General features: G+C 33.9%; 13 protein-coding genes. 2 read left to right on the top strand and 11 right to left on the bottom strand.

Annotated features, from left to right (window positions below):
* Window positions 1-27 precede the first annotated feature (27 nt).
* The 5 genes from NST21_RS13535 to NST21_RS13515 all read right to left on the bottom strand — a co-directional run bounded on the left by NST21_RS13535 (window position 28) and on the right by NST21_RS13515 (window position 5,742).
* A protein-coding gene (locus NST21_RS13535) for an IS3 family transposase (protein WP_445670500.1) occupies window positions 28-1,178 on the bottom strand; the annotation gives its coding sequence in 2 pieces (ribosomal slippage) (window positions 28-929 and window positions 929-1,178; 1,152 coding nt in all).
* A gap of 476 nt (window positions 1,179-1,654) precedes the next feature.
* A complete protein-coding gene (locus NST21_RS13530) occupies window positions 1,655-2,713 on the bottom strand; it encodes a hypothetical protein (protein ID WP_340889585.1) in 1,059 nt (352 codons plus the stop codon).
* Window positions 2,714-2,844: 131 nt separating this feature from the next.
* Complete coding sequence (locus NST21_RS13525; protein WP_340889584.1) at window positions 2,845-4,068, bottom strand: HNH endonuclease; 1,224 nt, start codon at window positions 4,066-4,068, stop codon at window positions 2,845-2,847.
* Window positions 4,069-4,092: 24 nt separating this feature from the next.
* Complete coding sequence (locus tag NST21_RS13520) at window positions 4,093-5,019, bottom strand: HNH endonuclease (protein WP_340889583.1); 927 nt, start codon at window positions 5,017-5,019, stop codon at window positions 4,093-4,095.
* A gap of 297 nt (window positions 5,020-5,316) precedes the next feature.
* The gene (locus tag NST21_RS13515; RefSeq protein WP_340889582.1) at window positions 5,317-5,742 is read right to left on the bottom strand and encodes a hypothetical protein; all 426 of its coding nucleotides are present in this window, start codon (window positions 5,740-5,742) and stop codon (window positions 5,317-5,319) included.
* Between the two features lie 70 nt (window positions 5,743-5,812).
* Here NST21_RS13515 and NST21_RS13510 point away from each other — a divergent pair.
* Window positions 5,813-6,912, top strand: a protein-coding gene (locus NST21_RS13510; protein ID WP_445670595.1) for an IS3 family transposase whose coding sequence is annotated in 2 segments (ribosomal slippage) — window positions 5,813-6,011 and window positions 6,011-6,912 — 1,101 coding nt in all. Because the reading frame shifts where the segments join, the coding sequence is not laid out codon by codon here.
* Between the two features lie 320 nt (window positions 6,913-7,232).
* Here the strand turns inward: NST21_RS13510 and NST21_RS13505 are convergent.
* Together NST21_RS13505 and lepB are read right to left on the bottom strand one after the other, a co-directional pair.
* Window positions 7,233-7,817 carry an SMI1/KNR4 family protein gene (locus tag NST21_RS13505; RefSeq protein ID WP_340892543.1) on the bottom strand — a complete coding sequence of 195 codons (585 nt, stop codon included), beginning with the start codon at window positions 7,815-7,817 and terminating at the stop codon, window positions 7,233-7,235.
* 177 nt (window positions 7,818-7,994) lie between these two features.
* Window positions 7,995-8,543, bottom strand: a complete 549-nt coding sequence (gene lepB / locus NST21_RS13500) for a signal peptidase I (protein WP_340889581.1) — start codon at window positions 8,541-8,543, stop codon at window positions 7,995-7,997.
* 279 nt (window positions 8,544-8,822) lie between these two features.
* On the opposite strand from lepB, the gene NST21_RS13495 reads away from it, so the two are divergent.
* A complete protein-coding gene (locus tag NST21_RS13495) occupies window positions 8,823-9,671 on the top strand; it encodes a TVP38/TMEM64 family protein (protein ID WP_340889580.1) in 849 nt (282 codons plus the stop codon).
* 70 nt (window positions 9,672-9,741) lie between these two features.
* On the opposite strand, the gene NST21_RS13490 is transcribed toward NST21_RS13495, so the two are convergent.
* The 4 genes from NST21_RS13490 to NST21_RS13475 form a co-directional block, all read right to left on the bottom strand.
* Window positions 9,742-9,906 carry a hypothetical protein gene (locus tag NST21_RS13490; RefSeq protein WP_340889579.1) on the bottom strand — a complete coding sequence of 55 codons (165 nt, stop codon included), beginning with the start codon at window positions 9,904-9,906 and terminating at the stop codon, window positions 9,742-9,744.
* Window positions 9,907-9,929: 23 nt separating this feature from the next.
* Window positions 9,930-10,529, bottom strand: a complete 600-nt coding sequence (locus NST21_RS13485) for a hypothetical protein (protein ID WP_340889578.1) — start codon at window positions 10,527-10,529, stop codon at window positions 9,930-9,932.
* 1,018 nt (window positions 10,530-11,547) lie between these two features.
* Window positions 11,548-12,051: a DinB family protein gene (locus NST21_RS13480; RefSeq protein WP_340889576.1), complete on the bottom strand. Its 504-nt coding sequence runs from the start codon at window positions 12,049-12,051 to the stop codon at window positions 11,548-11,550.
* A 200-nt stretch (window positions 12,052-12,251) separates the two neighbouring features.
* Window positions 12,252-12,701, bottom strand: a complete 450-nt coding sequence (locus tag NST21_RS13475; RefSeq protein WP_340889574.1) for a DinB family protein — start codon at window positions 12,699-12,701, stop codon at window positions 12,252-12,254.
* Between the last annotated feature and the right edge of the window lie 226 nt (window positions 12,702-12,927).

Below are 12,927 nucleotides of genomic sequence, written 5' to 3'. Positions count from 1 at the left end.
ATATTTTGGACACTAAAAAGTTAAATCTTAAGCTGTATTCCTAATTCGATCTTCAATGGCTTGTGGGGTTTGATAGCCCAGGCTGCTGTGAATTCTTTTTCGGTTATACCAACCTTCAATAAATTGGAACATCGCTAATTTAGCTGTTTGATAGTCTAGATATTGTACGTGGTTGACTTCTTCCTTTTTTAATAGGGCATGAAAGGATTCAATACAGGCATTATCGTACGGGCAACCTTTCTGACTAAAGGATTGCTTAATATGATGGTTTTGGATATGTTGAGTAAACTCACTGCTTGTATATTGTGAGCCAAGATCTGTATGAAGAACTAAGCCCTCCGAGGGCTTTTGTGAAATGTGTGCGTTATTGAAAGCTTTTATGACCAGTTCTGTCGTCATTGAACGAGAAAATGAATACCCTACTATTTTCTTAGAATGAAGGTCCAATACCGAAGCTAAATAACACCATCCGTCTTTTAACGTGTGGATATACGTAATATCTGCTACCCATTTCTCATTAATGGTCTGAGTAGTGAAGTCTCGTTTTAGCAAATTATCCAATTGAATAACCTTTTCTTTAGATGGATAGGGACGGTATTTTTTCTTAGTAATAGAACGAATTCTTGCCTTGCTCATTAAACGTTGAACACGCTTTAGACTTAGGGAAAACCCTTTGGTTAATAAGCTTTCATGAATCTTTGGAGCCCCATATCGTCCCTTGCTTTCCAGGTAAATCAGATGAATTTCCTTCGTGAGTTCTTGGTTTTCCTGTTCGCGATTTGATACGACTATTTGAAGGGACTGATAATGGCTGCTTCTTGGGATTTCTAGTATTTCACACATCTTCTGTACGGGATATTGTTTCTTGTGTTCCTCAATAAATTCGGTAAGATCTGTCTCGGTTACTTTTTCGCGAATATGGCCATAGCCTTTTTTAAGATTTCAACTTCTTGCTTTAACCGAAGGTTTTCCTTCTGTATGGCGGCTAATTCCTTTGGAGTCATGGACTCTTCCCCTAAACCGATAGGAGTAAATTCTTTAACCCATTTATAAATGGTAACTTCTGATACGCCATATTCGCCGCTTAATTCTTTGACCGAATTACCCGAGTGATAAAGATCTACAATAGTCTTCTTGAATTCATTATTATATTTTTTACCTGTATTTTTACGTTCCAAGACGGACACATCCTCTCAAAAATCATTGTAAGGACTTAACTAAAATGTGTCCATGAAACTATACTAACTCCAGGATGGTATCTTAGGTGTAACTACAAAGTGTCCTATTATTATTCAGAATAATCACCAATAACCAACTTATAATAAAATCAAAATTTTATTAGCTCTGAACTTTTTTTAACCACTCTAATTACTTAAGTAATTAGAAATATTGAATTGACTGTACTTATATTAACCCTAATTATGAAGTCTATGAGCGGAGTCTTCTTTGACTGTAGCTAAGATTTTAAACAGTATATTGTTCAATTCCTTTTTAAGTAATGGGACTAGTTTTTACCTTGTCCCAGCAAATTAGTCAATTTTTATCCTCTTATTATCTGTCTTGTTTAATTTCGTATGATTCTTGCTCGCCTTCTTTTTCTAAGATTTTACTGTAATTAGAAAGTAGTAAATTTAAGAAAGTGACTGTGACTTTCTTAATCTTTTTTTCTTTTTTTACTACTCTTTCTTTTACTTATCTCATCAATTAATTTTTCTATGGATTCCTTTTTAAATCTCAAAGATAACGACCTTAAAATATTATCTATTATGTAAGGGAAATGAAAAATAATTTTTTCTTCTTTAATTAATTTCCTAAGTAAACTTTCTGGTAAAGCAAAATGGTATTTTCTCTTATTCGAATCTTGGGAGAATTCTAACCATGTGTTGAAATCATTTTCCATTTTTGTAAAGTTCATTGTGCACTCTTGTTCATCAGTCTTTTTAAATAAATCTTTAGGAAATTCATTTTGACTTAAAATATGTAACATTATCCCTGAATTGCTATTAGCTAAAAAACTTGTCTGAATTTGATTTAAAGAATTTGAAATCCTTTCCAAATTTTGTCTAGCTATAAAATCGGGTTTCTTACTACCTTGAAAGTATTTTTTCGAAAAAACACCAATATTTTGTTGAAAATCTCTTAACAAGCCATCTAAATCCTTCAGAAAAACATTTCGTTTACCCTTTACAATTGTCTTACTGACTGGCAAAACAGTTTCTAGCACTTCTACAAAATTCCTTAAATGTTTAAATTCCATATTATTTTTATATGAAACAGTTTTAATTTCATGAGCATAAGCTAATTTTATAGCCTCTTCTTGAAAGCCACTTGCTGAAAAATATACTGCAATATTAGTGTATCTTGTTTGCCCTAAACTATCCTCATCAACGAAGAGATTCTCATTAATGTCTTTCATTACACCAATATACTCCCTTATTTTCTCCTTTTGAATCTCCACCGAATAAAATTTCACTTCGCCCAGTAATCTTAATGGATATGTATATGGTATCCTTCTGTTAAAATAACATGGGACATCAATTTGATGCCAAGTTCCCCTACCCCTAAATTCGACTTCCTGACCACTTATTTTAACTTTGTTTTCTACCTCCTCTTGTATAGCATACCATCCATGTTTCTCAAGAAGAATTCTAACTACAACTTCAAGTATATAACCTTTAAGTTGCCCTCTTGATTTTTTATCATCACTTATCATCAGTTTTTCTCCTAATTTATAGATTGAAAATATATTTTTTATACCAGTTCTCTCTAGTCATCTCTCTAAATCAGTCTTTGAAAAGTAGCCCTAACAAAGAAACGCCATCCCTCCCCCTACTAGTAGATAGGCTAGTTATCTGTCACTTGCCTCTTTTTATTTAGCCCATTACTAATTAAACTTCTTAACTCCTCAACACTTAACACGTCATCTTTTTTTCTATGTATCACCCTATGACAATTCGAGCAGACAGGAACAAGGTCTTCTTTAGGGTCAATAACCATCTCATATTTGAAAGTACTAAGTGGTTTAATATGATGTACTTCTATAAAATCTTTCCCCCGCTCCCCATAAACCTCTTCAAAGTTAAAATCACATACCTTGCATATAGTACCGTGAATGCGAATTGCTTCTATACGATTTTTTGGATTTCTTTCATATCGAGCACCATGATAAAACTTAACTTCACCGTCTCTATAATATGAATCCTCTTGGGCAATTTCTGCGTCTATATCATTTATTACTATATGTTCAATATATTTTTCACGATACGCCCCAAATAATGTACGAAAATCATTAGATGGCTCTTTTTCCCATGCGTTACCATTAGGTCTATCTTGCTTATAATGAACCATCGATACATCTTCAAATTTAATTGTTGAAGAGTGTTCAAATAAAAGTTTTATTCCCCGTTTCTTCGCAGGTGTTAGTAGCTGTTTAGATGTTTCATGTTTAATAGTAACCTTTGTAACTAACCTATGATTTTTTAATAGTAAGATTTGAAATCTGAATGGACCTTGAATTTGATTTTCCTGGAATCTTTTTACCGTTAAAATGTAGTAGGGAGTTTCATTACCACTAATGTATCTTCTAGTTTTCAATTCATTTTGAAATTCATCTTTGTTAAACTTATTAACAGATTGGGAAATGGATTTTGATACATTTTTCTGCTTTTTAGAATCTGAGTAATTACTCTCTCCAATACCGTTTGTCTCACTAAAAGAAGAAAGAAACGACTTCCAACTGTTAAAATCAAAAACATCCCTCTTCTGTTGTTCATAAAAATCTTCGTATTGAGCATAAGTCAAATTGGAATATCCCATCTTAGGAGCAACATAATTAAATAGTCCATCTCCAGGCAACCTTGTTTCCTTATTTATAACAATAGCAGATAAAGGAGGATAACCATGTTCAATGCAACGAACTGAAATCTCCCCTAATGGGTCTTTTAGTACAATAGGTGGAACATCTTTTAATCCAATCTTTTTACATAGTTGCCCATATTCAATAACTTCCTCTCGATTAGCATATTGAACTAACACTTCACTTATCTTTATCAACAACTCTAACCTCACTATGTCCCCTCCTTTACTATCCTCTTAACTGCTATGATATAGTTCAGTCTTAAGCATATTATCCCTATGCCATTTCATATACTCCTGCTGACTCTCATTCATCCTAATATTCATAGTTTCATTTATATTAAGAAAAACCTTTGTAGCTTCATCTAAACTAGCTGAAATCATGATTGTTCCATCCACATCAAAGCTAATATACCCTTTGTCAAACAACGCATCATGATTCGGACAAAGCAACAAACCATTATTTGAATCTAACCGCTCATGATTATTAGATTTGCTCCAAGGCTTGATATGGCTAGCTACTAAGAACCGTTCATCTGTTACACCACATAATCTACATTTCTTGTCATTCACTAAAAGTGCCTTTTTGAAAGCGGATTGACCAATTCTAGATTTAATAATCTGCTCTTTCTCAGTTCCTGTTATTTCATCATCAACAATACTTTCCAACTCTCTATGAAAATTGTTTTTAAGTTCATTTTGAATGCTATTATTGCTAGAGTTCCATAACTTCTGAAGTTCAATTGCATGCTCTAATGACAACAAGTAATTTGTTTGCGTACGCTGTCTCAGAATAAGTAAATCCTTTAATACAGTATGCTCAAGAAGAGAAAGCCTGCTTATAAATCCCTCTAGCATTCTTACTTCTAAAACCTCTAACTTCACACCTAGATATGGTTTCTTCCAGGCCTTTGTATGCCAATAATCCTTTGCACTTTCATCATTTAGTCTTTCTTGAGGTAAACCTACCACTCGAGTTTTTGCTAGTATACCTCCAGTACCTCGCTTATCCCCATTTGACCTCCACATAAAAACTTCATCATCTAATTTAATTTTATCTCGAAAACGCCTCTGCCTTAATGCCCACCATATGTATTTTTGATTCTGTATATATCTGTCAATATCAAAATCTTTGGGGTTCCCCTGAAATATCCATGTATTCAATCAACTCATCCTTATTCAAAAATACTAATTCAAACTTCACTATCCTTTTGTTTCTCTGTACACCTCTCTTTGCACTGCATTTTAATTTAAGTACTATCTCCTAGTCTCTCCATACAGGTAAATCATACCATACCACTGTTAAATTTTTGAGCGTATATTAAAAGAAAGTAGCACTATAATATGCTACTCTCGACTGATAAAACTTTATCCACAATTTAACGATACAAAACAAGTAGGTACTAGAAAGCTTCAACTAAGAAACTATTTAATGCCTTCCCTCTAATTACACACCCATTTTCAAAGTCCTAATGCAACCAACCAATCTTCTTTAGGCTTTTCTTGCTCTTCAGAAAATATCGAAAGGTTCTTCCAAAGCTTTTCTTCTTCCTCTTTTTTCTTTTCTATTTCTTTTTCCTTTAATCGTTTGTGAGTTTCACTATACGCTTTATTGTAATCAAACAATGGAATAACAGGTTCATTCATTAATTTTTCATTTGCGCTTTTTTGTATCTCCACCTGTTTTTTACGCTCATTAGCTTTTGAAATTATATTATTAGAGAAGTACCCTAGCCATTTAGATTCTGGAATACTATTGTTTCGACAAATGAATTCCAATTCTTTAATAGCAATGATAAGCTGGTCTACTCCACAGATTCCAATAGCCTCGTTTAACTTTGATTTAGTACCCTTGTGTATTGCTAATCCAATTTCAACAAAACCCACTAAAGCCTCATCAATGGATGGGTCAAAACCAGTATAATCATTTCTTTGTGTAGTAGATTTAGACGTAACTATTGTAGATCTTTATCACTCGGGTAATTCGGTCAAAGAATTAAGCGGCGAATATGGCGTATCAGAAGTTACCATTTATAAATGGGTTAAAGAATTTACTCCTATCGGTTTAGGGGAAGAGTCCATGACTCCAAAGGAATTAGCCGCCATACAGAAGGAAAACCTTCGGTTAAAGCAAGAAGTTGAAATCTTAAAAAAGGCTATGGCCATATTCGCGAAAAAGTAACCGAGACAGATCTTACCGAATTTATTGAGGAACACAAGAAACAATATCCCGTACAGAAGATGTGTGAAATACTAGAAATCCCAAGAAGCAGCCATTATCAGTCCCTTCAAATAGTCGTATCAAATCGCGAACAGGAAAACCAAGAACTCACGAAGGAAATTCATCTGATTTACCTGGAAAGCAAGGGACGATATGGGGCTCCAAAGATTCATGAAAGCTTATTAACCAAAGGGTTTTCCCTAAGTCTAAAGCGTGTTCAACGTTTAATGAGCAAGGCAAGAATTCGTTCTATTACTAAGAAAAAATACCGTCCCTATCCATCTAAAGAAAAGGTTATTCAATTGGATAATTTGCTAAAACGAGACTTCACTACTCAGACCATTAATGAGAAATGGGTAGCAGATATTACGTATATCCACACGTTAAAAGACGGATGGTGTTATTTAGCTTCGGTATTGGACCTTCATTCTAAGAAAATAGTAGGGTATTCATTTTCTCGTTCAATGACGACAGAACTGGTCATAAAAGCTTTCAATAACGCACACATTTCACAAAAGCCCTCGGAGGGCTTAGTTCTTCATACAGATCTTGGCTCACAATATACAAGCAGTGAGTTTACTCAACATATCCAAAACCATCATATTAAGCAATCCTTTAGTCAGAAAGGTTGCCCGTACGATAATGCCTGTATTGAATCCTTTCATGCCCTATTAAAAAAGGAAGAAGTCAACCACGTACAATATCTAGACTATCAAACAGCTAAATTAGCGATGTTCCAATTTATTGAAGGTTGGTATAACCGAAAAAGAATTCACAGCAGCCTGGGCTATCAAACCCCACAAGCCATTGAAGATCGAATTAGGAATACAGCTTAAGATTTAACTTTTTATTGTCCAAAATATTGACTCAAATCCAATCTTTTATTGTATTTCATAAATAAAATTTTATTTTTTATAGAATTTGTTCCAAAACTCGTGATTTAGTATACAGTTTTTATTAAATAGTTTGATAATTTTTAGAGATCCTTTTAGTGATCCTTATAGAACTAACGCACCCGTTAGTTGAAGAAGAAGGTGTTATTTTCTACTTAAATAAAAAGTAAATCTCTCTTAGAGTCTATAATCCAAAATTCACTCCCTGTTTTACTCGTCTGATTCTGATTCACTTTCTTCAAAATTCTCAAATTCATCATCAACTACGAATTTTTATACAATCCCTTTACGTGAGAGATTGCTTCATTAGAATTTCTATTAAATTCCTCAACAGAAGATATACGTTCATTAATAAAATCAATCTCTTCTAACTGTTTACCATATCTATTAATTGTGTATGTTTTTTCATCCTTAATGCCTATCCAACAATTTTTATGATAATCTTCTCCTATAATAAAAAATCGACTACTAATTTTCTTTGGTGCAAATGATTGGTTAACTTCAATAACGTCAGGTCCAAAAAAAGCCTTCTCTTTATGAGAGAAACCCTTCCATAAATCCAAGTCCAATCCGTAAAAATTAAAATGACCAATCTCCAATGAGAAACCATTACAACCTTTTAGAAGCTCTCTATAAAGGTTTGGAAATTCAATATTGTTTTCCTTTTCCTTTTCTAATAAAAAATCATCTGTAACAGGAGAAAAAAAGGCGTAAGCAACATTGTCTGGATATACAATATTCTTATCTTCTTTTAATTCTTGAGATAGATATACAAGAGTTAATCCACTCTGTTTAAACCGTTCAACTGGACCATTATATTCTAAGACTTTTTCTATTAATTTATTCATTCCCACCAATTACCTCCTCTTATCGCTCATTCTTAATTCCTAATTTACTAATGATATTATTTCCCCTACTTAAACTATCCTGCCCTGATAGTTGCATAAGAAAAAGCTGCCTTAAAGACAGCTCTGATCTTCAACTAACGCACCCGTTTGTTCATTAAGAAAAGATTGCCTTGGCAACTATTTAGGTATGCCGATTTCTTGTAATGGATAAAATCGAAATTTCACTTCTCCAACAATCGAGTCGTAGGAAATAAATCCGAAAATCCTGCTATCCTTACTATTTAAACGATTATCCCCCATCACAAATAACATGTTTTTAGGCACTTTGGATTCTCCAGTTTTTTCTTGCAATGAAAAGTCCTCTGTCAGTTTATTAAATGGATTATCTTCTTTATTTGCATTTAAATACGGTTCTTCTACGACTTTTCCATTAATATAGAGCACATCATCTTTCATATCAATACTATCTCCAGGAAGACCTATTACCCTCTTAATATAGTCTTTACCCTCAACATCTGGTGCATCGAATACAATCACATCAGATCGTTGAATTTCAGTCGTTTTACTTACAACTACTCTATCTTGGTCTTGAAAGGTAGGCGACATTGATGCTCCCAATACAGTTGTAGGTGTAAAAAGAAGCTGTCTACAAATAAAAGCGATGATGAATGCAAAGACAATTGATTTTACCCAAGAATAAATTTCTTTTTTTGTACTTTCTTTCATGGTTTCCCTCCCAATATAATCTTGTTTTAATATATTAATTCTATCCTATATCAAGGGATATTAACAAAATTTGGTTCATAGTTCTTATACAACTATCCTGCCCCGTTAGTTAATTAAGGGTACTTTTTCCCTTGAACTTGAAAGTATGATAATGGGAATGATCTCACGAAATTTAAGCCTCAGGTCTTACTTTCAGTTAAACCCCAGGTCTGTTTTCTTAAGATGGCATAGCCAGTACACTTAATCATACAAATATCACTTAAAGGGAGAAAGAATACTGTGGTTATTGGAAAGAAACTGCCTGAGTTTTGGACGAATTTATTGATGGGCGCGTTTGCAGCCATGTGCGTTTTTGTATTTTTACCATCGCTGCTGATAATTTATAAAGTTATATTTACAGTCATCTTAATAGGCATTCTGTCTATTAATCTTGTCTTGATAAAAATGAAAAAAGTAAACTATTTAAAACTTACGAGTCTTTCCTTAGTGTACTTGAGCATTTTTTTGATTATTGTCTGTCTGATTTTTTATTCTACAAAGTTTTTGATTCTGGCAGATGCGAACGGTATTGAGAGCGTTTTAGGAGAAAATATCCTATTAGGCAAACTCCTTTTCCTACTTATTTGTTTCCTTCAGCCAATCATATTACCCTTGCCTGAAGCTGTAACAATTCCTGCAGGTAGTGCAGTTTTTGGCTCATTTACCGCAGCTTATCTAGGTTTTTTCGGAACTATTGCCGGAATAGCAGTCATGTTCCTAATAGCTAGGATTGGTGGACAAAAGCTTGCATTAAAATTAGTAAAAGAAAAGCACTTGCAAACCTACCAAAACTATGTAGAAAAAAATGAAACGGCCATCCTATTCCTTCTGTTTATTATCCCGATTCTCCCAGATGAAATCATTTGCCTGGGATCGGGGATAGGCGGAGTTTCTTTTTGCAGATTTATTCTGATTGCTTCACTCTCAAAACTAATGACAGCCTTAGCCCTATCATATTCAGTCGAATTGGCAAAAGCCCTCACCATGACAGGACAGGAATTAATCTCGGCAGTGTCACTTGCTGCTGGTGTATTGTTTATTTTATCGATAGGAGTAACATGGGTTTTAAACAAAAGAAAAGTACAATAGCAGAATGTATTATGAGAAAAACGCTGGAAAGAGTATAGCGTTTTTTTTGTGACCGAAAAAATTATAGGTATCAAATCCATTCATTCTTAACACTGTTACTTACGTTTATGGAACTATCCTGCCCCGTTATTGCATAAAAAAAAGCTGCCTTAAAGACAACTCCTTGTTCAACTAACGCACCCGTTTGTTCATTAAGAAATAGCAAAAAAGGGCGTTCCATCCTAATAATGAACATAATCATTCCCTCTAGTGAAATTATTACAAATGCATTGAGATTTCCAAACCTGTGGGTTTGTCCCCAAAAGGACCGCTATATTCTCTAAAAACTAAATCAAGTCCTGAAATATCGTCAGGTAAAGGCGGAGACACGATAAAACTGTATACGAATTGCCCTGTTGAACCACTTCCAGCATCCCATCGACAATCATATTGTTCTCCTAAAAACAATTCGAAAAAATTGTGTTGATGTCGGCCGCCTGGTGAATCCTTCATCGGATCCCAATCGATATTAAGATGAACCACGCTTGCATTCTGGTACTGCCGAATAAAGGTTACCGTATATATATATTCACCTTTATCAACTGATTTTAAGATGGGTAAATGCCGTCTAAATTCTTTTGGTTCAACACGTGGTCTAAATTCTTCATCATCTCTCAATGTACCGAATACTGAATTTAACAATTCCTCGTACAGTCCGAACCTTTCTGCCCAATTTGAGATATTTTTATGAGGTGGAAAACCTGGATCATTGTTTGAAATTTCCTTCCGTTGTTTTAGTAATGCACAAAGTTGTTCATCTATTGAAAAAACCTTTTCATCATAATGGTCTGTTGGTTGTTCGAATGGCATTCGTTTCATTGTATTCCTCCTCTTTTTTAATTTAAACGCAAATCATTAGCCCCCTTTATATTAACAAATATTGAATTTATTAGAAATAATGTTCTTCAACTAACCTGCCCCTTTAGTTGCATAAGAAAAAGCTGCCTTAAAGACAGCTCTAATCTTCAGCTAACGCACCCGTTAGTTGAATTTCTTGGCTTTTAACACACTCCATGATAGCAACCATGTAACACAAAGAAACATTATTTCTATCATATAAGATTCAAAGTCATTCATATGTACAGCAAAAAATTCAGATGAATTAGATGAATAAAAATATACCCAAATCCACAAATAGAAAAGCAGGGATAATGTAACATGAACTAAGGGTCCTACCACTGCTTTCTTAGTAAACCACGCTGATAAAGTTCCCAATATAATAACAATTGGTATTTCAAGAACCTCCAAGACGTAAGGGTCAAACCAAGTTGATGCACTTATCATTATCATATACCCCATTACTATTATATAATTCTTGTCACTTTCTTTTACTAAATAACTAATTTGTAAATCAACCTTTTAGTTCTATCAGACCTTTGGTAGAGTTGACACAAACTATTAAAAAAGCCGAAGTTACTCAACGGCAAATTCATATTTATACATATTTATTTACTAAAGCTATAAATTCTGGTCAGTATAATGGTGCAAAAAGAGAAATACTCCAAGCTATAAGAATAAAAGATACAGTTAGCCAAAATGTGTTCTTTGCAGTACTTTCATGTGCCACTGCTTTTTTAATAATACTGACTAGATTTAAACAAAATATAATACAAAAAATAGGCATGAAGTTTTCAGCGATTAAAGTGAAAAATTGGTACATTTATTTATCAACCTTTCTCTCATGAATAAACAATTGATGGATTATTATGTAAAACAATTTTACCACATATTTCGGTACAAACTATGCTTCATAAACTAACCTGCCCCGTTGGTGCCATAAGAAAAAGGCTGCCGCAGCAACCCCTGTTAATCAACTAAAGCACCCGTTAGTTCATTATTAAAGTGGTGGATTTTCCACCCCTAAATGAATCCAATCTTCTTTTGGTGGTCCATATACCCCAAACGGTTTTAATCCTGCTTGACGCATCAAAACGGTAATTTGACCACGATGATGAACAATGTGCTTGATTAGTCCCATTAGTATTTGAGCATTTGATTCCTGTCTTCCAAATGCTTCTTGTATTTGTTCTAGGGATTTGTCTGTCCATTGTTGTTCAATGATTTGGGATGCGTGAGAATTTACCACTTTAAAGGTTTCAGTAATTTCCTTTGCTGAAGTTGGGACACTTTTTGCAATTTCTACTCCATCAATGTTCAACCCAAAATGAGATAAATATTCCGGAATACTTGTTGTTAGATGCCACGCAATCCTTCCCAAAGTACGACCTTCTGGATAAACTTGTTGTTTTAAAGATTCATCTGTTAAACCTTCCAAAACGTTTTGAGTTAACAAAGCTTCCCTATTCCATTCTTTAATAAAGTCTGAAACCGTTACATACATATATAATTCCTCCAAAATTTATTGATAGAAATACATTATAATTCTTATATTTCCATTTTGCTTCTAAACTAACCTGCCTCGATAGTTGCATAAAGAAAAAGCTGCCTTAAAGAAAGCTCCGATTTTCAGCTAACGCACCTGTTAGTGGAACATAGACACATATCATAAACTAGTATTGAACAAGGCTACCCCGAATACATCTATCTCACAAATGTAATAAAGTCAATATTAGCTGGTTCAAAACCATCTGATCGCAGTCGTGAGTTAATCTGTCCTCGATGATACTGACCATGCAATGCTACATGAGTTAAAATATCCCGTACAGAATTCTTAAACTCTTTTCCTTTACTATTTGTGTAGGATATTAATTTATCTAGGTCAGTATTTGATGAATTAGTAAGAAACGTTGTTAAGCTCTCTTTATTGTGCATAACAAGCTCTGCACAGACTTCTATATCGACCTCTGACCAGATCGGCAGTCGTGAACTGTCCAATCCTCGTAATCTAGTTATCCATACTTTTTCTGCAAGTAGGATATGGGAAAACAAATGGCTCACCTCTTGATTTTTATCTTCAATACTTTGCAATGTTTCAAGAATAAGTTGATTAGCCCAATTTAAATGCTCATACATCTTTTGGATAGTTTTCAATGAGAATAACACCACCAATGATTGAATTTTTCAATAGGATTTTCCGTTTTAAAAATCAATTTCCCTTCATTTTTATATTACCATATAATTACATTAATTCGAGTGAAATAAAAGGATTCTTATTCAACTAACCTGCCCCGTTAGTGCCATAAGAAAAAGGCTGCCGCAGCAACCCTTGTTAATGAACTAACGCACCCGTTAGTTTAAGTAGATTTCTTCACAAACT

This window comes from Peribacillus sp. FSL K6-1552 (genome assembly GCF_038005205.1).
Taxonomy (GTDB): domain Bacteria; phylum Bacillota; class Bacilli; order Bacillales; family DSM-1321; genus Peribacillus; species Peribacillus butanolivorans.
The sequence above is the reverse complement of the archived record's forward strand: the minus strand, read 5'-3'. Positions and strand labels throughout refer to the sequence as shown.